This window comes from Bradyrhizobium sp. WYCCWR15520 (assembly GCF_056174665.1).
The window spans coordinates 318,900-341,138 of sequence record NZ_JBWBWM010000003.1; the positions used below are offsets into that span (position 1 = coordinate 318,900).

A 22,239-nucleotide genomic window follows, 5' to 3' on the forward strand; every position below is an offset into this window, starting at 1 on the left:
GCGTGCTGGATCGCCGATCAAGTCGGGCGATGACGGAAGGCTAATTCGTAGCCCCCGCCGCAATCGGGTCGAGCCCGCTCTTGACGATTTCGCCGCGCGCGGCGGGCGAGGCGAGGAACTTGATCAGCGCCTTGCCGGCGTCGGGCTCCTTGGAGACGCTGGCGATGCCGGCGGAAAACACCGTGATCTTCTGCAATTCGTCCGGCAGCGGGCCGACGATGTCGATGCCTTCCACCGGCTTCAATTCGCTCATCTGCTGGAAGCCGATCTCGGCCTCGCCGCGCGCGACGATCTCGCCGACGGGCGTGGCCGGAATCTTTCTGGCCTTGTCCTTCATTTCGTCGGCAATGCCGAGCTTGCCGAACATCTCGGTCGAGACATAGACGCCGCTGGCGCTGTCGGAATAAGCGACGGTCTTTACCGCCAGCAGCGCGCGCTTGAGTGCGTCGGGCGTGCTGATGTCCGGCTTCGGCGTGCCTGATTTCACGGCGACGCCGATTGGTGATTTGACGAGATCGACGCTGGTCCCGGCGGTCACCTTGCCCTTCTTGGCGAGATCCTCGAGCGCATAGCCGACCATAATGAGGACATCGGCCGGTTCGCCGCGCTCCAGCCGCACCGGAATGGCATTGGTCGTCGTGCCCATCGATGGCCCATAGGCGGTCAGCACCTTGTGGCCCGTGCTGCGTTCGAATTCCGGAACCAGCGCCTTGTAGGCGGCCGACAATCCGCCGGAGATCATCACCCGCACCTCGGCGGCGCCGGCCGTGACGGTCAGCAGGAATACGCTGAGTGTGGCGAGCGCGAATGCGCGAAGATTGGTTGAAAGACGCATGATGGTTTCTCCCCAAGACGACTCTTGAGCGGTCGGCCATGGAGGATGTTAGCGCGCGAAGGCAGAGGCGGCTAGAGCCACCACCTCGTCATTGCGAGGAGCGTAGCGACGAAGCAATCCATGCATCCGCGCGTGCGGAGGGATGGATTGCTTCGCTTCGCTCGCAATGACGGGGAGAGAGCAGCGCAAGAAGCCTTCACGCATTCACATGCACGAAATCGCGCAGCAGCGGATAGATCTCGTTGTTCCAGCGCTTGCCGGAGAACACGCCGTAATGGCCGACGCCGGCCTGCATGTGGTGCACCTTGCGATAGGCGCGCACGCCGGTGCAGAGGTCCTGCGCCGCCAGTGTCTGCCCGATGGAGCAGATGTCGTCCTTTTCGCCCTCGACCGTCATCAGGCCCATGCGCCGGATCGAGGCCGGGTTCACCGGCCGGCCGCGATGCATCAGTTTGCCTTGCGGCAACAGATGCTCCTGAAATACGTCGCGCACGGTTTCGATATAGAATTCGGCGGGCAGATCCATCACGGCGAAATATTCGTCGTAGAAGGTCTTGATGACTGCCGCCTTCTCCTTCTCGCCCTTCGCCAGATGATTGGCGAGGTCGATGTGCTGCTTGATGTGCCGCTCCAGGTTCATCGTGACGAAGGCGGTGAGCTGCACGAAGCCGGGATAGACTTTTCGGAACGCGCCCTTGCACTGCACCGGCACGTAATTGATCAGGTTCTTCTCGAACCAGTTGATCGGCTTGCTCTTGGCGAATTCGTTGACCTTGGTCGGCTGGATCCGCGTATCGATCGGACCGGCCATCAGGGTCAGCGTCGCCGGCCGGGCCGGGTGGTTGTCCTCCGACATCACGGCAGCCGCAGCCAGCGCTGAGACCGACGGCTGGCAGATCGCCACCATGTGCGCGCGCGGGCCGATCTTGTCGAGGAAGGTGATGAGGTGATCGGTGTAATCCTCCAGCCCGAACCGGCCGTGGCCAAGCGGAATGTCGCGCGGGTTATGCCAGTCGGTGATGTAGACGTCGTGGTCCTGCAGCAGCGTCCTCACCGTGCTGCGCAGCAGGGTGGCGAAATGGCCGGACATCGGCGCCACCAGCAACAGCCGCGGCTGCTCCGCCGCGTTCTCCTTCTTGAAGTGCAGCAGCGACCCGAACGGCGTGGCATAGGTGACCTCCTCGGTCACCTCCAGTTCCTGGTTGCCGACCAGCACCCGGTCGATACCATAGGCCGGCCGGTGATAGGTGAGGGAGGAGCGCGAGATCAGCTCGAGCGAGGCGGCGAGCCGTCCGAACAATTTGTCCGAGACGCCCTGCGGTACCAGATTGAGGTATTTCAGCGCCGCCGACGCCCCGGTCCGCCATGGCGACGTCAGGTCCATGTGGTTCTGATAGGCTTGGTACATCATTGACATCATTCACGTCAGCCCCTGTCCTGTGGGGCCATGCAATATCGACGCCAGAGCCGGGCCGATCGCCTGCAAAACTGGCACGTGGCTTGCTGCTAATTTGCTCGGCGCACAGGCATTGGGCGGCGGCGCGGCCGGCTGCCGATGCCTGTGCGGGGGTGTTTGAGGGAAAAGGCCAAATGGCGAAGACGACACTGACCATCTCCAGCAAGAACTACTCGTCCTGGTCGCTGCGGGGCTGGCTGCTGGCGAAATTCTCAGGACTTGAGTTCGAGGAGGTGGTCACCGCCCCGGACGATGCCTCGGCGCGGGCCGAAATCCTGCTGCTGTCGTCGTCGATCCTGGTGCCATGCCTGCGCCATGACGGCGCCACCATCTGGGATACGCTGGCGATCGCGGAATACCTCGACGAGGTCAGGCCGGACGCCGGCCTGCTGCCGGCCGACCGGATCCGGCGGGCGCATTGCCGCTCGATCTGCGGCGAAATCCATTCCGGCTTCACCACGCTGCGCGCCTCGCTGCCGGTCAACCTCAAGGGCCATTTCCCCGGCTTCAAGATCTGGTCGCGCGCGCAGGCCGATATCGACCGGGTTTGCACCATCTGGCGCGATTGCCTCAAGGTATCAGGCGGGCCGTTCCTGTTCGGCGAGCGCACCATGGCGGACGCCATGTACGCCCCCGTCGTCACCCGCTTCATGACCTATGACGTGAAGCTCGAACCCGCGCTCGCAGCCTACGCCAGCACCATCATGGCAATGCCCGAAATGCAGGAATGGATCGAGGCTGCCAAGGCCGAGCCCGCCGATATCGAAGAGCTCGAGGTTGAATATTAGGCAAGGCCGCGAGGCCTTGCCTGTTTGAACGGCTCAGGCAACGCGCAGGCCTTGCCCAAACCGGTGCCAGCCGCGAACGGCCTGCGCAATAGTCTCCGGCGTTTTGTGCCGGCCGCGGAAACCGAATTCCGTCCTCCACCCAATCGGTTCGCTGCACCGCTGCCATCCTCTCGCCGCAGTGCAGCGCGGCTGGCGCGGATTTCGCATAGCAACATGCAGCTGTGAACGCGACGATGCGAGGCTGCCGAAAATTTGGACGCTCTCCGCTTGGCCGCGATCCCGCCAACGCGAACCGTGGAGGCTTCAATGAACAAGCAGGCTGTCGTCAGCAAATTCTCCCACGTCAAACCCGGCGATACCGAATTCAAGGGCGGAGGTCTGCGCGACTTCTTCCTGTATCGCGATCTCGGCATTGCCGATGCCACCGGCGGGCAGGTGATCTGCCATCTGGTCAAGGCCAATCCCGACTTGCCGCCCGAGGAGGGCACCGGCTGGCACAAGCACGAATGCGAATTCCAGATCGTGATCATGACCAAGGGCTGGGCGCGCTTCATGTATGAGGACAAATCGACGCTGGTGCAGGCCGGCGACGTCGTGCACCAGCGGCCCGGCATCCCGCATTACCTCTACGACTACTCGGAGGACATGGAGTACCTTGAGATTGTCAGCCCCGCCGACTTCAAGACGATCGACGTGCCGCCTGCCGTCGACAAGGTGCCGCCGCCCACCCCCTGGAGCTGATCGCCATGTCGTCCCCGGAGGAATTAACGCTTGTCGTCGGCCGCTGGCTGCGGCCGGTTGTGATGGTGCTCTATGTTGTACGCTGGCTCGAATGGCGGCCGACATCTAGCCGTGAACAACGGAGTACAACGGCAAATCAGTGATTCGGGCGCGGTTCGTTCCGTCCGCGTTCCCTATGTTAACGCCGCGCGTGTTCCCGTCGCATTCTGGCACAATGCGCCGCTCGTCAGCCTCTGTCCGCGATGTTTTCAGGGCGGGCGCGCGGCAGCCGCCAGCCGACCACCGTGGCCTCGACCATGCCGCCGGTCCTGTCGTTGCGCCATTGACCATCGATCCAGCGGCAGGCGAAGGGCAGTTGATAGGTTCCGCTGTGATCCTCGCAAAGAACTTCCACCGGCTGGTTCGGCGGCGGGTCCCCGTTGCCGTCGAACTGCGCCAGCCGCTTTTCACGCGTTGCCATACACTCAATCTCCACTGCCGCGCCGGTGAACACCGGTTTGACGTTCGCGGCTAAATCCATCCATCGTTAAGGGGATGAAGCACAGCGCCTGAATGAGGTATCAGTATGGTATCTCTGAGGACGGGGACCTGCTTCGCGCAAATTGCCGTGATAGATGTTCCCTGCGTCAGATGCATTTGGAACGAGGATTTGATGATTGCTCCGAGGATCGCTTTCGCCGCTGTCGCGCTGCTGATGGCCTCAATGCCGGCGACCGTCCGCGCGCAGGACGTTCCCGGTATCGAGATCTGCACCGTCGAAAAAACCATGGAGCGTCGCACCTCCTGCCTGCAGAGCAATGTCGACTTCCTGCAGAAGACGATAATCAAGCTGACGACCGATCATCAGCAGAAATCGGATGCCGCCAACCGGCAGATCGAGGCGCTGAAGGGCGCGGTCGTTAACCTGCAGAAGGTCGTCAGCGATTTGCAGGCGGCACAGAACAAGGCGGCGGAGGATGCGAAGAAGACTGCTGCCCCCGCGGCGAAGGACGCGACGCCTGCTGCAAAGGATGCAGCGCCAGCAAAAGACGGCGCGAAGTAGCGGCCGTCCCGCGGGTCACGCCACGCGGTATTGCTCCATGACGGCCTTGTCGGGTTCATAACCGAGCCCCGACCCTTGCGGCACCTCGACGTTGCCATCGGCGTCGACATCGATGCGGCCGCGCCACAGGCATGCGGCGCGTTTCATGGAGAATACTTCGACGAAACTTGTATCGTCGCGTAACGACATCAGGTGCAGCGTCGCCAGGAAGCCCGGCCCGAAATACGGCGAGTGCGGCGAAAGCCTGACGCCGAGTTCGTCGGCCAACGCGACGACATCAAGATATTCGGTGATGCCGCCGACCTTGATGACGGAGGGTTGCGCATGGCTCACCGCGCCCGCCTTCATCATCTGCCTGAACTGGTGCACCGTGCAGGCATTCTCGCCCGCCGCCACATTGAGCCCGCCTTTGCTCCGCACTTCGGCCAACGTGGCAAAATCTTCCGGCGGCCAGACCGGCTCCTCCAGGAACATCGGCGCGGCGTCGCGGCAGGAATGCGCGAACGCGATCGCATCCTCACCATTGAGCGGACAATTCATGTCGACCATCAGCGGAATGCCGGCGCCGATCGCTTCGCGCGCGGCAAACACGGCAGGCGTCGTCGTCTCATGGAGCTTGATCGCCTTGTACCCCTGCCGCAGGGCAGTCTCGCATTCGCGTGCAATGAGTTCGGGCTTGCCGATCCGCAGCAGGCTCGCATAGGCGGGAATGTGCGTGCGCCTGGCCTCGCCGATCAGGCGATGCAGCGGCACGCCCTCGACCTTGGCGGCAAGGTCCCACAGCGCGATATCCAGCGCCGAGATCGCAAACATGGTGATGCCATAGCGGCCGAACAGATGCAGGTTGCGCTGGATCTGTTCCATGAAGGCTGGAATGCCTGCCGCGTCGGGGACTTCCTGTCCATGCGCCTGCGGCGCAATCATCTCCTCGATGGCGGCAAAGCTCGTTCGCGGGCAGACATAGGCAAAGGCATCGCCCCAGCCGGTGATGCCGACGTCGGTGGAAATTTCCACCATGACGATTTCCAGAGTCGATATCGAGGAAGCGCCCTGCTTGAAACTGGCCACCCCCGCGTCATAGGGAATGCGGATATGATGCGCCCGAACCTTCGTGATGAGCATGGAACCCCTCCCAAAGTTTCGCCTACAGTGTCAGTGGAGAGATTGGAGAGCAAGGACTGTCAAACGACGCGCGGCGCCATCGGTCATACTGCGGTCGCTTCGCATGAAAGCTGTCAGTCATGAATCCGGCCCAGAAAGCGCTCTGGTACATTGAAAGCCATCTCGCCGAGCCACTGACGCTCGACGACATCGCTCGCGTTGCCGGCGTCTCGCGCTTTCACGTGGTGCGGGCGTTCGCCGCAGCTACCGGATTTTCGGTCATGCGCTATGTGCGTGCCCGCCGGCTCAGCAAGGCGGCGCAGGCGCTCGCGGCAGGCGCGCCTGACATTCTGAGCCTCGCGCTGGAGGCGGATTACAGCTCTCACGAAGCTTTCACCCGTGCGTTCCGCGACCATTTCGGCGTCACGCCCGAAGCGGTCCGCGCCGCAACGTGCCTCGATCGTCTCAAGCTTCAGGAGCCCATCGTCATGGATTCAACCCTGCTCGAGAATCTCAAGCCGCCACGTTTCGAAACCTCCAAGCCGCTGCTCATAGCCGGCATCGGCGAACGCTGCACGCATGAAAACGGCGGCGCCGGTATTCCCAACCAGTGGGAGCAGTTTCACCACAAGGTCGACGCCATTCCCGCGCGCATCGGCAAGGTCGCCTATGGCGTCTGCTGCAACGGCGACGACACTGGTTTCGACTACATCGCCGGCGTCGAGGTCGCCGACTTCTCCGACTTACCGCGCGAGTTTGCTCGCGTGCGGATTCCCGAAGCAAAATACGCGGTGTTCACCCACGCAGAGCACATCTCGACCATCCGCCGCACCGTCAACACGATCTGGAATCACTGGCTGCCGGCCTCCGGCATGAAAGCCGCCGACGCGCCGAATTTCGAGCGCTACGACGAAAACTTCGATCCTGCCACCGGCAATGGCGGGCTGGAGATCTGGGTGCCAGTGCGGGAATAGGAAAGGGTACTCGTAGGATGGGTGGAGCGCAGCGATACCCATCATCCCTTGCGGGCGCGATTTGATGGGTATCGCTTCGCTCCACCCATCCTACTGACGTCGGACCAGCCTGCCGCAATGCTGCCCTGCGCAGCGTAATAGCCCGTGGTTGCTTGGCAAGCGATATCGACTTTGCCATAACATCCGCAACGAAACTATTGCGCGTGCGGAGTCGAGCCTGAAATCCGCCTGCAGCCGAAAAGAGCCGGGAGGATTCATGGCCGATATCCGCGTTCTCGCCACCGATCTGGAGTTTCCGGAAGGGCCGGTGGTGATGCCCGACGGCTCGGTGGTACTGGTCGAGATTCGCGGCAAGCGGCTGACGCGGGTTTATCCCGACGGGCGGAAAGAGGTGGTCGCGCAGATTCCCGGCGGTCCCAATGGCGCGGCGCTGGGACCCGACGGCAAAATGTACATCTGCAACAATGGCGGCTTTAGCTGGATTCCGACCGGCAAGATGATCATGCCGGGCCCGCAGCCGGACGATTATCAGGGCGGCTCGATCCAGCGCGTCGATATGCAGAGCGGCAAGGTCGAAACCGTCGTCGACAGATGCGGCGAGCATGCGCTGCGCGGGCCGAACGATCTGGTGTTCGACAGGCATGGCGGGCTCTGGTTCTCCGATCTCGGCAAGCGCCGCGCCCGCGAGATGGATGTCGGCGCGTTCTACTATCTCAAGCCGGGCATGAAAGAGATTGTCGGGGCCGTGCACGGCGTGCTGCCGGCCAACGGCATCGGCCTGTCGCCGGACGAGAAGACGGTCTACATCGCGGAGACGCCGACGGCGCGGCTGTGGGCCTATGAAATCGCCGAGCCCGGCACCATCAAGCCGCGCGACGTGATTTATCGCGGTGAGCGCGGCAAGCCGATCGCGGGGCTCGGCGGCTACCAGATGTTCGATTCGATGGCGGTGGAGGCTAACGGCAATGTCTGCGTGGCGACGCTGGTCTCGGGATGCATCTCGGTGATCGCGCCCGATGGCACGCTGGTCGAGCAGGTGCCGACCGGCGACCGCGTGACTACCAACATTGCGTTTGGCGGGCCGGAACTGAAGACGGCCTATATCACGCTGTCGGGCAAGGGCGAACTGATCGCAATGGACTGGGCGCGGCCGGGCTTGGCGCTGAATTTTTTGAACAAGTGACGATTGCGCCAAAGCGCAAGCGTCATTCCGGGATGGTCCGAAGGACCAGACCCGGAATCTCGAGATTCCGGGTTCGATGCTTTGCATCGCCCCGGAATGACGGAGGATGGATCGCGGCCGCTTCGCAATGACGCGGCTGGCAGTGGAGAAACTAAATGGCCTTTCTTGAACCGGTTACCCTTCAGGGCGCGCATGCGCGGCTGGAGCCGTTGTCGCATGATCACGTTGACGGGCTGATGGACGCGGTGAGCGACGGCGAGCTGTGGAAGCTCTGGTACACCTTCATTCCGAGCGCCGAAAACATGAAGCAGGAAATCGACCGCCGCCTCGGCCTGTTCGCGGCCGGCACGATGCTGCCGTTCACGGTGTATGACGCCGACGGCAAGGTCGCGGGCATGACGACCTATATGAACATCGATGCCGCCAATCGCCGCGTCGAAATCGGCTCGACCTGGTACGCCAAACGCGTGCAGCGCAGCGCGCTCAACACCCAGTGCAAATTGCTGTTGCTGACGCATGCTTTCGAGACGCTCGACTGCATTGCGGTAGAGTTCCGCACGCATTTCTTCAATCACCAGAGCCGCCGCGGCATCGAGCGTCTGGGCGCCAAGCAGGACGGTATCCTGAGAAGCCATCAGATCGCGCCGAACGGCACGTTGCGCGACACCGTGGTTTACAGCATCATCGCCAGCGAATGGCCGACGGTGAAGGCACATCTCAACTATCAACTCAATGAAAAGACGCGGTAACAGGCCGCGCTAGAAACGATACGATGGAAACGTTCGATTACGTGATTGTCGGCGCGGGCTCTGCAGGCAGCGTGCTCGCCAACCGCCTCAGTGAAGATCCTGCGAGCCGCGTCTGTGTGCTGGAAGCGGGGCCGAGCGACTGGCACCCCTACATTCATCTGCCGGCCGGCTTCATCAAGACGTTCCACATGAAGAGCATCAACTGGGCCTACCAGCAGGAGCCCGGCCCGTGGACCGGCGGCCGCAGCATTTATGCCCCGCGCGGCAAGACGCTGGGCGGATCGTCGTCGATCAACGGCCATATCTACAACCGCGGCCAGCGCCAGGACTTCGATACCTGGGCGCAGCTCGGCAACCGCGGCTGGGGCTATCCGGATGTGCTGCCCTATTTCAAGCGGCTGGAGCGCCGCGTCGGTGAATGCGACGAGACCTATCGCGGGCGCGACGGCAGTCTCACCGTCACCACCATGGACTGGCAGGATCCGCTCTGCGAGGCCTTCATGGAAGGCGCTATGAGCCTCGGGATTCCGCGCAACCCCGATTACAACGGCGCGATCCAGGAGGGCGTGTCCTACTGCCAGCGCACCATCGAGAAGGGCCTGCGCATGAGCGCCGCGAAGGCGTTCCTGCATCCGGCGCGGAAGCGGGGCAATGTCGATGTGCGGACGCATGCGCATGTCACCAACCTCATCTTCGAGGGCAAGCGCGCGGTCGGCGTTTGCTACCTCAAAGGCGGCAAGGGCGGCACGCCCGTCGAGGTGCGCGCCAGCAAGGAAGTCATCCTGTCCGGCGGCGCCTATAACTCGCCGCAGGTGCTGCAATTGTCCGGCGTCGGCTCGCCGGAATTGTTGCAATCGCACGGCATCGAAGTCCGCCACGCGCTGCCGGGTGTCGGCGAGGGCCTGCAGGATCACTACGCGCCGCGTTCGGTCGCGCGCGTCAAGAACATCAGGACCATCAATGAACTGCGGCGCGGCTTGAGCCTCTGGGTCGAGGCGCTGAAATGGGCCACGACACGGCGCGGCCTGCTGTCGCTGTCGCCGACCATGGTCTATTGTTTCTGGCACTCCGGCGAGACCACCGAGAGCTCCGATTTGCAGCTCACCTTCACGCCGGCAAGCTACAAGGAAGGCGTGCAGGGCCAGCTCGAGGACGAGCCAGGCATGACGGTCGCCTCATGGCAGCAGCGGCCCGAAAGCCGCGGCTATGTCCGCATCCGCTCCGCCGACCCGTTCGCGGCGCCGATCATCCAGACCAATTATCTCGTCGAAGAGATCGATCGCCGCGTCGTCGTCGCCGGCATGAAGCTGGCGCGCCGGCTGCTGGCGTCCAAGCCGCTCGCGCCCTATTACGCCTACGAGGATTTCCCGGGACCGAAGGTGCAGAGCGACGATGAATTCCTGGCCGCCGCCACCGAGCGCGGCACCACCACATTCCATCCCGGCTGCACCTGCCGGATGGGCCCGGCGGATGCCAAATGGGCCGTGGTCGACGACGAGCTGCGCGTGCACGGGCTGCAGGGCCTGCGCGTGGTCGATGCCTCGATCATGCCGCGGATGATCTCGGCCAACCTCAACGCCTCAACACTGATGATCGCGGACAAGGCCTCCGACATGATCCGCGGCAAGACGGCGCTGGAGGCGGTGAAATTCCCCGTGTCTGCTGCGGTGTGATCACTCTAAATCGAAGCGCGGCGCTCGCTCTATCCCCGTCATTGCGAGCGTAGCGAAGCAATCCATCGCTCGGCAAGCGTAGACATGGATTGCTTCGCTTCGCTCGCAATGACGGAGCTGGATCGATTCACGACGATCGGGCTGACGTTACGTTGATCCGGTCCGTTACGCGATTTTCCAAGCGGCCTCCGGCCGATACAGCGTATCGATCGTCACCACGCCGATCGCGCGCGACACGCACGGACATATCTTGCGGTTCTCGCGCTTCTGCTGATCGCTGAAGAACACGTCGCGATGGTCGATCTCGCCATCGACGGCGACGACATCGACGGCGCAGACGCCGCATTCGCCGCGCTGGCAGTCCGATATCACCTCAAAGCCGGCGCCGTTCAGCGCGTCGAGCATCGAACTGTTTTGCGGCACGACGAGTTCGGTATTCGTATCCTTCAGCCGCACCCGGAATTCCGCCGTCGGCATCAGGCCGCTGGAGCCGAACGTCTCAAAGCGCAGATCGGCGGGCGCGCGTCCTGCCTCGTTCCAGGCGCGCCGCGCGGCCTCCAGCATCCGCATCGGCCCGCAGATGATGGCGATGGCATCATCGGGGAGCGCGTGGAAGGTGGCGTCCAGATTGAGCCGGGCGCCCTGGTCGGAGGCATGCACGATCAGTCGGTCGCCGAGAAGCGCCGTCAACTCATCGAGGAACGCCGCATCGCTGCGCGACTTCACGGCATAGTGCAGTGGAGCGTCGATGTTCCGGCGGCGCAGCGCGGCTGCGATACCTGTGATCGGCGTGATGCCGATGCCGCCGGCGATCAGGCAATAATTCTTCCTGGTCCAGTCGATCTCCAGCAGCGATGCCGGGTTCGAAGTCTCGATCCGCGCGCCAACTCGCAAATTCCACATGCTGCGCGAGCCGCCGCGGCTGTCCGGGGCCAGCCGCACTGCGATCCGATAGGTGTTGGGATCGCTGTTCTCCACCAGCGAATAGGAGCGCCGCGCGGGCTGTCCGTCGATCAGCACGGAGACGCCGATATGGCTGCCGGCCGGGTAGGGCGGCACGCGGCCGTTCTCGGGGCGCATTCTGAATTCGCGGATCGTCGGCGTCACGTCGCAGATGGCGTCGACCGTGCACCAGCTCCATTGTTCGGCAAAACGCATGGGCGATCCTATTCGGCTGACGATTTGAGCAGAGCGAGCGCAGGCATCAGTTCGAGATGCGTGCGGTTGCGGACCGCGAGCCGCAAATTGCGCGCGGCAAGTCGCGAATGCTCGCGCATCACGGCCTCGGCCCGAGCGCCCTCGCGGTTCTCGATGGCGTCGACCACGATGCGGTGATGATCCTGCGCGAGCAGCAGGATCTGATGCGCTTCCGGCAGCGCCGACTGCGCCATCACGAAAGCGCTTGGGGAGGCGAACGGCAGCGCGGAGACGCGGTCGATTTCGCGGATCAGCGGCGCGCTGGCGGATAGTTCATTGAGCATCGCGTGGAAGCGCGCGTTCATCGTCACATAGGCGGAAAAGGCTTCGACCGAAATCGGGTCCTGGCGAACCAGTTGGTCGAGATCGGCAAGGCATTCCTTGAGCGGCTCGAGGCTGCGCGCGCTGACGCCGCGCTCGGCGGCGAAGCGGGCGGCGAGGCCCTCCAGCGTGCCGCGCAGCTCGATCGAATCCAGGATGTCGCGCTCGGTGAAGGCTTTCACCATGAAGCCGCCGGAGGGGATCGCCTGCAGCAGGCCTTCATCCTCCAGCCGGACCAGCGCCAGCCGCACCGGCGTCCGCGACACGCCGGTGATATCGACCGCCTGCAATTCGCTGATGCGCTCGCCCGGGCGCAGCCGCCCGGACAGGATCATGTCGCGCAGCGCGAGTTGCGCGCGCACGGTCTGCGACACGGAGCGTTCGGCCTCTCGTTCGCTCATGACGTTACTCCGCGGCCTGTGCGTTTTGCGGCGCCCTCTCGCGCGCGACCATGCGGTCGATCACGCGCCGTGCCCACATCGCGCCGGCGTCGATGTTGAGATTGTAGAATGTGCGGTCCGGATTCTCGTCCATCGCGCGCTGCTGCGCTTCGAGGATGATTTCATCCTCGTGGAAGATGCCGGCAACGCCCTCGCGGATTTCGGTGGTCAGCTTCTGTTCGGTCGTTCGGTAGTTGCGGACGAAGGCCCAGAAATAGTGACAGGTGGTGTCGGTCTCCGGCGTCATGGTGTTGAGCACAAAGCCGTTGACGCCCTGCGAGCGATCGCCTTCCGGCGCGCCGGTGCCGGCGGGCGCCACGCCGACGTCGATATTGACGGTGCCGGGCGCCTGGAAATGGATGATCTGCCATCGGTCGACGGGGCCAGGCTTCTGCAACTGCGCGGCCCAGAACGGCGGCGCGTCGATGCCCTTCATCCAGCGCGTCACGGTCACGGTCTTGTCGCCATGGGTGACATCGAACGGGGCCTCGGCGACGTGGTCGTTGCCGATGCTGGAGCCGTGCACGAAGGTCTCGTGGGTCAGGTCCATCAGATTGTCGACCACGAGACGGTAGTCGCACTTCACATGGATGGTCTTGCCGTCGCCGGCCCACGCGGGATCATCGTTCCAGTGCATATCAGGCACTAGCGCAGGGTCGGCCAGCGCCGGATCGCCCATCCACAGCCAGATAAAGCGGTGACGCTCGACGACGGGGTAGGAGCGCACGCAGGCGGAGGGATTGATGGTGTCCTGCGAGGGCATGTAGGTGCAGCGGCCCTGCGCGTTGAACTTCAACCCGTGATAGCCGCAGACGACGGTGTCGCCGTCGAGCCGTCCCTTCGAGAGCGGCACCAGGCGGTGCCAGCAGGCGTCCTCCAGCGCGGAAACCCGTCCGTTGGATTGGCGGTACATCACGACATGCTTGCCGCAGATCGTGCGCGGAAACAGCGCGTGCTTGATATCGACGTCCCAGGCGGCGGCGTACCAGGCATTGAGCGGGAATGAGGACGGCATGGCTGCACTCCGGTATGAGTGCAGTCTGTATACAGGATAAGCCTAATCGAAGCAAATGCGCCGATATTCAGGTTATATAATACCTATTAGGTATACACGATCTGTGTGAATTGTTTCATTTCGCCGGCGCCAATTAGCCGTCACTTTGATCGCAAGCCGCATAGCGTCACGGACATGCATGCGTTCTCGGCGCGAATAACTCCCGGCCGCATCCAGTGGCGACCAATGCCGTGCCGCCGGTGCTGAACGGCGTGCGGCAAGCACGCGGGAAAATCGCATTCGAAAAATGCAACAGCATCACGGCAAAGGAGGCGCGATGTCATCGCAAGTATCGGCCCTCAGGCTTTTCGATCTCATACAGTCGCACCGCGTGACCGCAGTGATCTACGTGGCCGCCAGACTTGGGCTCGCCGAACTGTTGAGCTACGGTCCACAGACGCCTGGCAAGCTCGCAAAGGCAACCGGCGCGGATGAACGGGCGCTTGGACGTCTTCTCATCGCGCTCTCTACAATCGGCATATGCGAAAGGACCGGCGAGGATAGCTATGCGTTGACTGAAGTGGGCGCCTGCCTCGACAGCGCCGCCGACCAATCGCTCAAGGGCTGGGCGATCTTTGAAGCTGAGATGCTTTCAAAATCCTGGAGCGGAATGCTTGATTCCGTGATGACCGGCAAGACCGCTGCCGAATTGCAAGGCCTTGCCAACAGTTTCGATCTGATGGGTCGAACACCTGAAATCGTCGACAAATTCAACGTTGCAATGACCGAACTCACGCGACTTGTCACGCCGGATATCCTTCGCTCCTACGATTTCAGCGGGATATCCCACCTGATGGACGTCGGCGGCGGGTCCGGCGAACTGCTCGGCGCCATCGTGCAGCAAAACCCAAAACTGCGCGGCACTGTTTTCGACCTTCCGAGATGTGCCGAGGCCGCGAGCAAGCATCTCCGGCAGATCGGTGTCGATGACCGCGTGGAATTTTTGGCCGGCGATTTCTTCAAGACTGTGCCGGCGGTCGCCGACGCGATCATTCTCAAGAGCATCATCCATGATTGGAATGATGCGCGAAGCATCTCGATCCTGCGCAACTGTCATCAGGCGCTGCCGGGTGGCGGCAAGTTGCTGCTGGTTGAACGGCTGATGCCGGAATCGCCCGGCGTGACCAACGACGACAAGGCGCATGCGTTGAGCGACCTGAACATGATGCGCGGGCCCGGCGGCTGCGAGCGAACCAAAGGACAATACCGCGAACTGCTCGAGCAAAGCGGCTTCGCACTGGCTGCGGTTCATCCGGCCGGCCGCTTCAACGTGATCGAGGCGCGTACCGCTTGATGAATGCCGGGTGAGGGGATGCAACGCTCACCCGGCGTCAGGTCTCAGCCGTAAACGAACGCCTTGTCTTTGAGGTCGATCGCCGGGAATTCGTCCTTCTCCGCCCAGTAGTCCTGGTTGTGCTGCCATTCCGGCTTGTCGCCCCGCTTCGGCAACAGGTGCATGCCGCGCATCATGTAGCCGGGGTTGAAGTTCTCCGGATCGATCCAAGGCAGCAGCGGCATGTTGTGGTCTTCGGGGCGGAGCTCCGCCGTCACCTTTTTCGCCCCCGTCTGCTTCATATGATTCAGCAGCCGGCAGACGAAGTCGGCGACGAGATCGACGCGCAGCGTCCAGCTCGCGCGGAAATAGCCGAACACCCAGACGAGGTTCGGCACGCCGGTGAACATCATGCCGCGATAGGTCACGGTATCGGCGAAGTCGAGCGGCTTGCCGTCGATAGCAAACTCGATGTCGCCATTGGCGCAGAGGTTGAAGCCCGTCGCGGTCACGATGATATCGGCTTCCAGCTCCTTGCCGGATTTCAGCAGAATCCCTTTTTCCGTGAAGCGGTCGATCTCGTCGGTAACGACGGAGGCCTTGCCGGACTTGATGCCCTGGAACAGATCGCCGTCGGGAATGAAGGCGATGCGCTGCCGCCACGGCCGGTACTTTGGCGTGAAGTGGGTCGCGATGTCGTAGTCCTTGCCGAGATAGGCTTCGACGGCCGACAGCAGGTCCTTCTTGGCCGCTTCCGGCTCTGCAAAGGTCTTGCGGGTGAAGGCGTCCTGGTCGAACAGGATTTTTCGCCGCGTGATCTCGTGGATCCAGTGCTCGTCGACCTGCAGTTTCCGCAGCTCTTCGGCGATCTCGATCGCATTGCGCCCGGTGCGGAAATAAGTCGGCGAACGCTGCAGCATGGTGACATGCGCGCAGTCGTCAGCCATCGCCGGGATCAGCGTCGCGGCCGTCGCACCCGAGCCGATCACGATGACGCGCTTGTTCCTGTAGTCGAGGTCTTCTGGCCATTTCTGCGGATGGACGACCGGGCCCTTGAATTTGGCCATGTCCTTCCACTCCGGCGTATAGCCCTCGGTGTGGCGGTAATAGCCCTGGCACATCCAGAAGAAATTGGTGGTGAAGCGCCGTCTCTCGCCGGTGTCTGTACGCGTGGCCTCGATGGTCCAGAGATTTTCCTCGCTCGACCATTCGGCCGAGGTGATGGTGTGCTGATAGCGGATGTGAGGCGCGAGATCGTTCTCCTCGATCACCTCGCCCATGTATTTCAGGATTTCCTTAGCACTCGCGATCGGTGCCGTGGTCCACGGCTTGAAGCGATAGCCAAAGGTGTGCAGGTCGCTGTCGGAGCGGATGCCGGGATAGCGGTGGGTGGTCCAGGTGCCGCCGAACGTCTTCTGCGCCTCCAGCGCCACGAACGTCGTTCCCGGGCACTGCGTGGTGAGGTGATAGGCGGCGCCAACGCCGGAAATGCCGGCGCCGGCGATCAGGACGTCGAAATGCTCTGTGGTGCGCGGCGAAGCCTTGTCGATCTGGGTCTGGACGTTCATCTTCCCTGTTCTTTTTCGTTTGTTGCGTTCTGAAAAGCGAAACGCCAGAACCGTGAGGTTCTGGCGCCGTAGTCGTCAGCGAATTACACTTCGCGGCGGCTGAGGAAGGCCAGCCGCTCGAACAGGTGCACGTCCTGTTCGTTCTTGAGCAGGGCGCCGTGCAGCGGCGGGATCAGCTTGCGCGGGTCACGCTCCCTGAGCATTTCCGGCGTAATGTCCTCGTTGAGCAAGAGCTTGAGCCAGTCGAGCAGTTCTGACGTCGAGGGCTTCTTCTTCAGGCCCGGCACTTCGCGTACCTCGAAGAAGATGCGCAGCGCCTCTTCCACCAGCCGCTTCTTGATGCCAGGGAAGTGCACGTCGACGATCCGGCCCATGGTGTCGGCGTCGGGGAACTTGATGTAGTGGAAGAAACAGCGGCGCAGGAACGCGTCCGGCAGTTCCTTCTCGTTATTCGAGGTGATCATCACGATCGGGCGCAGGCTCGCCTTGATGTTCTCGCCGGTCTCGTAGACGAAGAACTCCATCCGATCGAGTTCGAGCAAGAGGTCGTTCGGGAATTCGATGTCGGCCTTGTCGATCTCGTCGATCAGAAGCACCGGGCGCTTGTCGTGGGTGAAGGCTTCCCACAATTTGCCGCGCTTGATGTAGTTCGAGATATCGGAGACGCGGGGATCGCCGAGCTGGCTGTCGCGCAGGCGCGACACCGCGTCGTATTCATAGAGGCCCTGCTGCGCCTTGGTGGTCGACTTGATGTGCCAGGTCAGCAGCGGCGCGCCGAGCGCCTTGGCGACTTCCTCCGCCAGCACGGTCTTGCCGGTGCCGGGCTCGCCCTTGATCAGCAGCGGGCGCTCGAGCACGATCGAGGCGTTGACGGCGACCTTGAGGTCGTCCGTGGCGACATAGTCCTTGGTGCCGGTAAATTTCATCTATCCGTCTGCCTTGTTGTTCGTCCGTAAGCCGCAATGGCCTGAACAGTAAACGACCGCCGATCCGGCGGTCGCTATTGGAGTAGCTAGCGGCTCCGTCAGCGTCTGATCAGCGACAGGATCACCAGAATGATCACCGCGCCGATCGTGGCGTTGATGATATCGCGAACCCAGCCGACGCCGAGGTTGACGCCCAGCTGCGGCAGCAGCCAGCCCGCCAGCAGCGCGCCGATGATGCCGACCACGATATTGCCGATCAGCCCGAAGCCTGCGCCGCGCACGATCAGCCCGGCAAGCCAGCCCGCAATACCGCCGATGATCAGCGCCGCAATGATACTCATTGAATTTCCCCTGCCGGAATAAGCCTTTTATGGTTCAATTGTAATTGAAAAAGCCTCCCGGTCTAGGCCTGACAGCTATGCGCCGGCCTTTGAGCATGCTCCGCACTTGACGTGCGCTGCCCGGCGGGCGATCTGTATGCCATGTTCCTGCAATTCTTCACTTCGCTTCGCGACGCGCAGGTCCCGGTGACCTTGCGCGAATATCTGACGCTGATGGAGGCGCTCGACGCTGACCTCGCCGATCAGACGGTGGAGAATTTCTATTACCTCTCCCGCGCCGCTCTGGTGAAGGACGAGCGCAACCTCGACAAGTTCGACCGCGTCTTCGGCACCGTGTTCAAGGGGCTGGAAAGCCTGCTCGACGCCATGGACAAGGCCGAGATCCCCGAGGAATGGCTGAAGAAGCTCGCGGAGAAATACCTCACCGAGGAAGAGAAGAAGCAGATCGAGGCGATGGGCTGGGACAAGCTCATGGAGACCTTGCGCAAGCGCCTCGAGGAACAGAAGGGTCGTCACCAGGGCGGCAACAAGTGGATCGGCACCGCAGGCACCTCGCCGTTCGGCGCCCATGGGTACAATCCCGAAGGCGTCAGGATCGGGCAGGAGAAGAACCGCAACAACCGCGCCGTGAAGGTGTGGGACAAGCGCGAGTTCAAGGATCTCGACGGCAATGTCGAGCTCGGCATCCGCAACATCAAGATCGCGCTGCGCCGCTTGCGCAAATTCGCCCGCACCGGCGCGCCCGACGAACTCGATTTGGACACCACGATCAGGGAGACCGCCAACCACGGCTATCTCGACGTGCACATGCGGCCCGAGCGTCGCAACGCGGTCAAGGTGTTGGTGTTCTTCGACATCGGCGGCTCGATGGATTCGCATATCGAACAGGTCGAGGAATTGTTCTCGGCGGCGAAGTCCGAGTTCAAGCACATGGAGTATTTCTACTTCCACAACTGCCTCTATGAAGGCGTCTGGAAGCAGAACAAGCGCCGCTTCACCGACCGCACGCCAACCTGGGATGTGCTGCATAAATATCCGCACGACTACAAGGTGGTGTTCGTCGGCGACGCCTCGATGTCGCCGTACGAGATCATGGTGCCGGGTGGCTCGGTCGAGCATGTCAACGAGGAGGCCGGTTCGGTGTGGCTGGAGCGCGTCACGCGCACCTATCCGCATACGGTGTGGCTCAATCCGGTGGCGCAGAAGCATTGGGACTATTCGGAATCCACCACCATCATCCGCCGGCTGCTTTCGGGCCGCATGTATCCGATCACGATCGAAGGCCTCGAAGGCGCGATGAAGGAACTGGTGCGGTAATCACCGTCATTCCGGGGCGCGCGCAGCGCGAACCCGGAATCTGGAGCTTATTTCACCCCGTCGAGATTCCGGGTTCGATGCTTCGCATCGCCCCGGAATGACAGGTCAAGGAAAACGAAAGGTGCAATCAATGCCCCAGACCATCCACCGAGGCATCAAATCCCTGATCGACGAAGCCAACGCCGAGATCGAGACCGTCAGCGCCACCGATGCCATCAAGGCCGCGCAGGACCCGGGCGTTGTGATCGTCGATATCCGCGATCCGCGCGAGATCGAGCGCGAGGGCAAGATCCCCGGCGCCTTCTCCTGCACCCGCGGCATGCTGGAATTCTGGATCGATCCGCAAAGTCCCTACGCCAAGCCGATCTTCCAGGAGGACAAGAAATTCATCTTCCACTGCGCCGGCGGCCTGCGCTCGGCGCTAGCCGCCAAGACCGCGCAGGATATGGGCCTGAAGCCGGTCGCCCATATGGGCGGCGGCTTCGCCGCCTGGCGCGACGCCGGCGGCCCGATCGAGAAGTGGGAGCCGAAGAAGAAGGGGTGAAGATTCGTCACACGCGGGCTTGACCCGCGTGTCCATCCCAAAATGAGTCCTTCGAAGAAGATGGATTGCCGGGTCAAGCCCGGCAATGACGATCTGAGAAATCCCGGAGACTGTATTCATGCCCGCTACCACCGACCCGCTCGTCTCCACCGAATGGCTCGCCGCACACCTGGGCGATCCCAACGTCAAAATCATCGACGCCTCGTTCAAGATGCCGGGCGTGCTGCCGCTGCCGAAGGACGATTATCTCGCCGCGCATCTTCCGGGCGCGGTGTTCTTTGACGTCGACGCGGTATCGGATCATTCTAACCCGCTGCCGCACATGTTTCCCTCCGCCGAACAGTTCGGCCGCGATGTCGGCGCACTGGGCATCGGCAATGACGACACCGTCGTGGTCTACGATTCCGGCGGCTGGGTCGCCGCGCCCCGGGCGTGGTGGATGTTCCTGTCGTTCGGCAAGGAGGTGCGGGTGCTCGATGGCGGCCTGAAAAAATGGGTCGCGGAAGGCCGCAAGACCGAGAAGGGCGAGGTTGTGCCGAAACCTTCGACGTTCAAGGCGACGTTCGATGCGCGGCGCGTGCGCAGCATGCAGCAGCTCGTTGCCAATCTCTCGAGCCGCGCCGAGCAGGTGATCGATGCCCGCGCCAACGAGCGCTATCAGGGCAAGGTCGCCGAACCGCGGCCGGGGCTGCGCTCCGGCCACATCCCCGGCAGCCTCAGCCTGCCCTACAACAATTTGTTCGATGCCGCGACCGGCACGATGAAGCCGCTCGATGCGTTGCGGGCGGTGTTCGCCGGCGCCGGCGTGAAGCTCGATGCGCCGATCGTGACGAGCTGCGGATCCGGCGTCAGTGCCGCGGTGCTGACGCTGGCGCTCTATCGTCTCGGCGTCGAGAACCCGGCGCTGTATGACGGCTCGTGGACCGAGTGGGGCGCCGCAGACGGCCCGCCGGTCGCAACCGGCCCGGCCTGATATCCAAATCTGAGATCAGCGCGTCACGCGCGGCGCCTGGAATTGCGTGAAGGGATTGGCCAGCAGTTGTTGCTGCTGTGCCGCCGCCTCACGTGCCAGGCGTGCGCGGCGCACGGCCAGCCGCCGACGTTCCTGGGCCCGCTCCGCGGCCCGCTTCTTGACGGTGCTGCGGTCCGGCTTCGCTTCCGTGGTCGCGCCCGATGTCTTTTCATTGATGACGACGGCGGGACCGCCGAGCGTCGCGATCCGGGGCGCGGTAGGGCTATCTTCGGGCGAAACAGCTGCCGTCGCCGGCTCGGCCGGGGACGGGGTTGCCATGGCCGAAGACCCCGGCGTTTCCGTGGTGGCGGCGAGCTTCTCTTCCGTCCTGGCCGTGGGCGCTTCAGGAGTGGCCGGAGCGGGCAGTGTCTCGGCGCTTGTCTCCTGCGCCGGAGGTGCCGGCTTTGCAGCTTCCATTACGGCTTCCTTGGCAGCTTCGGCCTGCACGGGCTCAGCCGTTGTCAGTGCAGCCAGTTTCTCGGGCTCGGCCGGGCTGGCGTCCGGCGTTTGCCCGACGTTCGTCGGGGCGTCCGTGGCCGCTTCCGGAACGGCGGCCGCCGCGACGTTCTCCGCCGGCGTGTCCGCGACCGGCGGATCGACGCGCAGCAGCGCCAGCGTCGGCAGCGAGTCGTCGGTCTGGCGGGCAAACATCGGCTCGGGCGCCGCCCGTCGCGAGGGAAGGTTGGCAAATTCCTCATGCGCCGCCCGCAACAGCGCGGCGGCGCCAAGGCCGAAAATCAGGACCGACATCGAGAGGATGATTGCAGTGAACAGAAAACGAAAGCCGGGAAGCATGGACGCGAGTTCCACCCCTCCTTGAGGGCCGGAGGGTTATTGATTGCCAAGGGAAACGCGGTGACCACTGTGCGGCTGAATTTCGCGGGAGGCGCCGCGCGCGAATCAGGCCGATATGAGAGTATCTCAACGCCCGGCAGCTTTTTGTTACAAAATCTGCGGTTTCGAGTCGCGCACCATGCGATATCGGCGATTTCCGGCGCGCTGAGGCATCTTTGCCGCAACTGGCGGCGATCACAAATGGCTGGCAGGACCCGAATTTCGGGGATTTGTCTTGAATGTGCCGCTATCTTCCGTCATCTGCCGTTAACCGTCCGGTGGGGCTTGGGGTCTATAAAAAAGGCGATGATGAACAACCGCATTCTGACGATTTGTGCCGCCATTGCCGCTGCCCTGGCGGGAACTTCGCTCGCCCATGCGCAGCAGGGCTATCCCGCCCAAGGCCAAGTCTATTCGACGGCTCCAGGCCCGTATGTGCAAGGTGGTTATGCGGTTCAAGAACGCCGCGGCCCCGGCGAGCCCGATTTCGACGCGCTGGACGATGATGACGACGAGGCTCCGAACGGGCAGAACTCGGCCGCGCTGCCGCCACCCGGCCCGGTGATGTCGCCCAGTGATCCCCGCTATGGCCGCCCGGCCGGTGCCCCCGTTTATTCAGACCGTGGCGCTCCGACGCCCACGGGTCCGATCCTTTCCCCCGACGATCCGCGTTATGGCCGCCCGGCCGGTCCGCCGCCGGTGATCTATGCGGACCGTCCACCCGCCTCGCAGCAGCAGGTCTATTCGGATCGCGGTGACAGCCGCATTCCCGGCGCCAGCATTGTCTATCCGAACGACGACCGCGCTGGCCTGCGCCCGCCGGGGGCCATCGGCGCCGCACCGGCGCAGGCACCCGCCGCCACCGGCGCG

The 22,239-nt window shown here is 63.1% G+C and carries 22 protein-coding genes and 1 pseudogene; 12 read left to right on the forward strand and 11 right to left on the reverse strand.

Annotation, left to right across the window (positions count from 1 at the left end; genetic code table 11):
- Positions 1–40: 40 nt before the first annotated feature.
- On the reverse strand, positions 41–835 hold the full coding sequence (locus AC0QUY_RS05155) for a substrate-binding domain-containing protein (RefSeq protein ID WP_161852301.1): 795 nt from the start codon (positions 833–835) through the stop codon (positions 41–43).
- 196 nt (positions 836–1,031) lie between these two features.
- The gene (locus AC0QUY_RS05160) at positions 1,032–2,255 is read right to left on the reverse strand and encodes a polyhydroxyalkanoate depolymerase (RefSeq protein WP_475386023.1); all 1,224 of its coding nucleotides are present in this window, start codon (positions 2,253–2,255) and stop codon (positions 1,032–1,034) included.
- Between the two features lie 170 nt (positions 2,256–2,425).
- Here AC0QUY_RS05160 and AC0QUY_RS05165 point away from each other — a divergent pair, with 170 nt between their 5' ends.
- Both AC0QUY_RS05165 and AC0QUY_RS05170 read left to right on the forward strand, forming a co-directional pair.
- Positions 2,426–3,079, forward strand: a complete 654-nt coding sequence (locus AC0QUY_RS05165; RefSeq protein WP_475386024.1) for a glutathione S-transferase family protein — start codon at positions 2,426–2,428, stop codon at positions 3,077–3,079.
- 306 nt (positions 3,080–3,385) lie between these two features.
- On the forward strand, positions 3,386–3,820 hold the full coding sequence (locus AC0QUY_RS05170; protein ID WP_475386025.1) for a cupin domain-containing protein: 435 nt from the start codon (positions 3,386–3,388) through the stop codon (positions 3,818–3,820).
- A 226-nt stretch (positions 3,821–4,046) separates the two neighbouring features.
- On the opposite strand, the gene AC0QUY_RS05175 is transcribed toward AC0QUY_RS05170, so the two are convergent.
- The gene (locus tag AC0QUY_RS05175) at positions 4,047–4,280 is read right to left on the reverse strand and encodes a hypothetical protein (RefSeq protein ID WP_161856439.1); all 234 of its coding nucleotides are present in this window, start codon (positions 4,278–4,280) and stop codon (positions 4,047–4,049) included.
- A 192-nt stretch (positions 4,281–4,472) separates the two neighbouring features.
- On the opposite strand from AC0QUY_RS05175, the gene AC0QUY_RS05180 reads away from it, so the two are divergent.
- Positions 4,473–4,862: a hypothetical protein gene (locus AC0QUY_RS05180; protein WP_475386026.1), complete on the forward strand. Its 390-nt coding sequence runs from the start codon at positions 4,473–4,475 to the stop codon at positions 4,860–4,862.
- 15 nt (positions 4,863–4,877) lie between these two features.
- Here the strand turns inward: AC0QUY_RS05180 and AC0QUY_RS05185 are convergent, their stop codons facing one another.
- Entirely contained in the window at positions 4,878–5,984 is a 1,107-nt protein-coding gene (locus AC0QUY_RS05185) for a mandelate racemase/muconate lactonizing enzyme family protein (protein ID WP_475386027.1), read from the reverse strand.
- Positions 5,985–6,103: 119 nt separating this feature from the next.
- On the opposite strand from AC0QUY_RS05185, the gene AC0QUY_RS05190 reads away from it, so the two are divergent.
- The 4 genes from AC0QUY_RS05190 (at position 6,104) to AC0QUY_RS05205 (ending at position 10,542) form a co-directional block, all read left to right on the forward strand.
- Entirely contained in the window at positions 6,104–6,937 is an 834-nt protein-coding gene (locus AC0QUY_RS05190; RefSeq protein WP_475386028.1) for a GyrI-like domain-containing protein, read from the forward strand.
- A 256-nt stretch (positions 6,938–7,193) separates the two neighbouring features.
- The gene (locus AC0QUY_RS05195) at positions 7,194–8,120 is read left to right on the forward strand and encodes an SMP-30/gluconolactonase/LRE family protein (RefSeq protein WP_475386029.1); all 927 of its coding nucleotides are present in this window, start codon (positions 7,194–7,196) and stop codon (positions 8,118–8,120) included.
- Between the two features lie 155 nt (positions 8,121–8,275).
- The gene (locus AC0QUY_RS05200) at positions 8,276–8,869 is read left to right on the forward strand and encodes a GNAT family N-acetyltransferase (RefSeq protein WP_475386030.1); all 594 of its coding nucleotides are present in this window, start codon (positions 8,276–8,278) and stop codon (positions 8,867–8,869) included.
- Between the two features lie 23 nt (positions 8,870–8,892).
- Entirely contained in the window at positions 8,893–10,542 is a 1,650-nt protein-coding gene (locus AC0QUY_RS05205) for a GMC family oxidoreductase (protein ID WP_475386031.1), read from the forward strand.
- Between the two features lie 165 nt (positions 10,543–10,707).
- Here AC0QUY_RS05205 and AC0QUY_RS05210 read toward each other — a convergent pair whose 3' ends face one another.
- The 3 genes from AC0QUY_RS05210 to AC0QUY_RS05220 are packed head-to-tail and all read right to left on the reverse strand — an operon-like array spanning position 10,708 to position 13,515.
- Complete coding sequence (locus AC0QUY_RS05210; protein WP_475386032.1) at positions 10,708–11,700, reverse strand: PDR/VanB family oxidoreductase; 993 nt, start codon at positions 11,698–11,700, stop codon at positions 10,708–10,710.
- 8 nt (positions 11,701–11,708) lie between these two features.
- The gene (locus AC0QUY_RS05215; protein WP_475386033.1) at positions 11,709–12,461 is read right to left on the reverse strand and encodes a GntR family transcriptional regulator; all 753 of its coding nucleotides are present in this window, start codon (positions 12,459–12,461) and stop codon (positions 11,709–11,711) included.
- A 4-nt stretch (positions 12,462–12,465) separates the two neighbouring features.
- Entirely contained in the window at positions 12,466–13,515 is a 1,050-nt protein-coding gene (locus AC0QUY_RS05220) for an aromatic ring-hydroxylating dioxygenase subunit alpha (protein ID WP_475386034.1), read from the reverse strand.
- Between the two features lie 316 nt (positions 13,516–13,831).
- On the opposite strand from AC0QUY_RS05220, the gene AC0QUY_RS05225 reads away from it, so the two are divergent.
- Positions 13,832–14,848, forward strand: coding sequence for a methyltransferase (locus AC0QUY_RS05225; RefSeq protein WP_475386035.1), 1,017 nt, complete (start codon positions 13,832–13,834; stop codon positions 14,846–14,848).
- Between the two features lie 44 nt (positions 14,849–14,892).
- Here the strand turns inward: AC0QUY_RS05225 and AC0QUY_RS05230 are convergent, their stop codons facing one another.
- The 3 genes from AC0QUY_RS05230 to AC0QUY_RS05240 all read right to left on the reverse strand — a co-directional run bounded on the left by AC0QUY_RS05230 (position 14,893) and on the right by AC0QUY_RS05240 (position 17,662).
- Positions 14,893–16,395 carry a flavin-containing monooxygenase gene (locus tag AC0QUY_RS05230; RefSeq protein ID WP_475386036.1) on the reverse strand — a complete coding sequence of 501 codons (1,503 nt, stop codon included), beginning with the start codon at positions 16,393–16,395 and terminating at the stop codon, positions 14,893–14,895.
- Positions 16,396–16,478: 83 nt separating this feature from the next.
- The gene (locus AC0QUY_RS05235) at positions 16,479–17,321 is read right to left on the reverse strand and encodes an AAA family ATPase (protein WP_057836460.1); all 843 of its coding nucleotides are present in this window, start codon (positions 17,319–17,321) and stop codon (positions 16,479–16,481) included.
- A gap of 98 nt (positions 17,322–17,419) precedes the next feature.
- Positions 17,420–17,662, reverse strand: coding sequence for a GlsB/YeaQ/YmgE family stress response membrane protein (locus tag AC0QUY_RS05240; RefSeq protein WP_161852315.1), 243 nt, complete (start codon positions 17,660–17,662; stop codon positions 17,420–17,422).
- 141 nt (positions 17,663–17,803) lie between these two features.
- Here AC0QUY_RS05240 and AC0QUY_RS05245 point away from each other — a divergent pair, with 141 nt between their 5' ends.
- The 3 genes from AC0QUY_RS05245 to sseA all read left to right on the forward strand — a co-directional run bounded on the left by AC0QUY_RS05245 (position 17,804) and on the right by sseA (position 20,496).
- Positions 17,804–18,979, forward strand: coding sequence for a vWA domain-containing protein (locus AC0QUY_RS05245; protein WP_161852316.1), 1,176 nt, complete (start codon positions 17,804–17,806; stop codon positions 18,977–18,979).
- A gap of 130 nt (positions 18,980–19,109) precedes the next feature.
- Positions 19,110–19,523, forward strand: coding sequence for a rhodanese-like domain-containing protein (locus AC0QUY_RS05250; protein WP_161852317.1), 414 nt, complete (start codon positions 19,110–19,112; stop codon positions 19,521–19,523).
- A 118-nt stretch (positions 19,524–19,641) separates the two neighbouring features.
- The gene (gene sseA, locus AC0QUY_RS05255; RefSeq protein ID WP_161852318.1) at positions 19,642–20,496 is read left to right on the forward strand and encodes a 3-mercaptopyruvate sulfurtransferase; all 855 of its coding nucleotides are present in this window, start codon (positions 19,642–19,644) and stop codon (positions 20,494–20,496) included.
- 15 nt (positions 20,497–20,511) lie between these two features.
- Here sseA and AC0QUY_RS05260 read toward each other — a convergent pair whose 3' ends face one another.
- The gene (locus AC0QUY_RS05260; RefSeq protein ID WP_475386037.1) at positions 20,512–21,330 is read right to left on the reverse strand and encodes a hypothetical protein; all 819 of its coding nucleotides are present in this window, start codon (positions 21,328–21,330) and stop codon (positions 20,512–20,514) included.
- A gap of 39 nt (positions 21,331–21,369) precedes the next feature.
- Between AC0QUY_RS05260 and AC0QUY_RS05265 the strand changes: the two are divergent.
- Positions 21,370–22,239: pseudogene (locus AC0QUY_RS05265) on the forward strand (hypothetical protein); the annotation flags it as partial.

Bases quoted from the DNA above. Each gene is read 5' to 3' on its own strand.
- AC0QUY_RS05165 (WP_475386024.1), top strand. From the start codon at position 2,426: ATGGCGAAGACGACACTGACCATCTCCAGCAAGAACTACTCGTCCTGG.
- AC0QUY_RS05200 (WP_475386030.1), top strand. From the start codon at position 8,276: ATGGCCTTTCTTGAACCGGTTACCCTTCAGGGCGCGCATGCGCGGCTG.
- AC0QUY_RS05225 (WP_475386035.1), top strand. From the start codon at position 13,832: ATGTCATCGCAAGTATCGGCCCTCAGGCTTTTCGATCTCATACAGTCG.
- AC0QUY_RS05205 (WP_475386031.1), top strand. From the start codon at position 8,893: ATGGAAACGTTCGATTACGTGATTGTCGGCGCGGGCTCTGCAGGCAGC.
- AC0QUY_RS05180 (WP_475386026.1), top strand. From the start codon at position 4,473: ATGATTGCTCCGAGGATCGCTTTCGCCGCTGTCGCGCTGCTGATGGCC.
- AC0QUY_RS05185 (WP_475386027.1), bottom strand. From the start codon at position 5,984: ATGCTCATCACGAAGGTTCGGGCGCATCATATCCGCATTCCCTATGAC.
- AC0QUY_RS05215 (WP_475386033.1), bottom strand. From the start codon at position 12,461: ATGAGCGAACGAGAGGCCGAACGCTCCGTGTCGCAGACCGTGCGCGCG.
- AC0QUY_RS05170 (WP_475386025.1), top strand. From the start codon at position 3,386: ATGAACAAGCAGGCTGTCGTCAGCAAATTCTCCCACGTCAAACCCGGC.
- AC0QUY_RS05190 (WP_475386028.1), top strand. From the start codon at position 6,104: ATGAATCCGGCCCAGAAAGCGCTCTGGTACATTGAAAGCCATCTCGCC.
- AC0QUY_RS05210 (WP_475386032.1), bottom strand. From the start codon at position 11,700: ATGCGTTTTGCCGAACAATGGAGCTGGTGCACGGTCGACGCCATCTGC.
- AC0QUY_RS05230 (WP_475386036.1), bottom strand. From the start codon at position 16,395: ATGAACGTCCAGACCCAGATCGACAAGGCTTCGCCGCGCACCACAGAG.
- AC0QUY_RS05155 (WP_161852301.1), bottom strand. From the start codon at position 835: ATGCGTCTTTCAACCAATCTTCGCGCATTCGCGCTCGCCACACTCAGC.
- AC0QUY_RS05160 (WP_475386023.1), bottom strand. From the start codon at position 2,255: ATGATGTCAATGATGTACCAAGCCTATCAGAACCACATGGACCTGACG.
- AC0QUY_RS05260 (WP_475386037.1), bottom strand. From the start codon at position 21,330: ATGCTTCCCGGCTTTCGTTTTCTGTTCACTGCAATCATCCTCTCGATG.
- AC0QUY_RS05195 (WP_475386029.1), top strand. From the start codon at position 7,194: ATGGCCGATATCCGCGTTCTCGCCACCGATCTGGAGTTTCCGGAAGGG.
- AC0QUY_RS05175 (WP_161856439.1), bottom strand. From the start codon at position 4,280: ATGGCAACGCGTGAAAAGCGGCTGGCGCAGTTCGACGGCAACGGGGAC.
- AC0QUY_RS05240 (WP_161852315.1), bottom strand. From the start codon at position 17,662: ATGAGTATCATTGCGGCGCTGATCATCGGCGGTATTGCGGGCTGGCTT.
- AC0QUY_RS05250 (WP_161852317.1), top strand. From the start codon at position 19,110: ATGCCCCAGACCATCCACCGAGGCATCAAATCCCTGATCGACGAAGCC.
- AC0QUY_RS05220 (WP_475386034.1), bottom strand. From the start codon at position 13,515: ATGCCGTCCTCATTCCCGCTCAATGCCTGGTACGCCGCCGCCTGGGAC.
- sseA (WP_161852318.1), top strand. From the start codon at position 19,642: ATGCCCGCTACCACCGACCCGCTCGTCTCCACCGAATGGCTCGCCGCA.
- AC0QUY_RS05235 (WP_057836460.1), bottom strand. From the start codon at position 17,321: ATGAAATTTACCGGCACCAAGGACTATGTCGCCACGGACGACCTCAAG.
- AC0QUY_RS05245 (WP_161852316.1), top strand. From the start codon at position 17,804: ATGTTCCTGCAATTCTTCACTTCGCTTCGCGACGCGCAGGTCCCGGTG.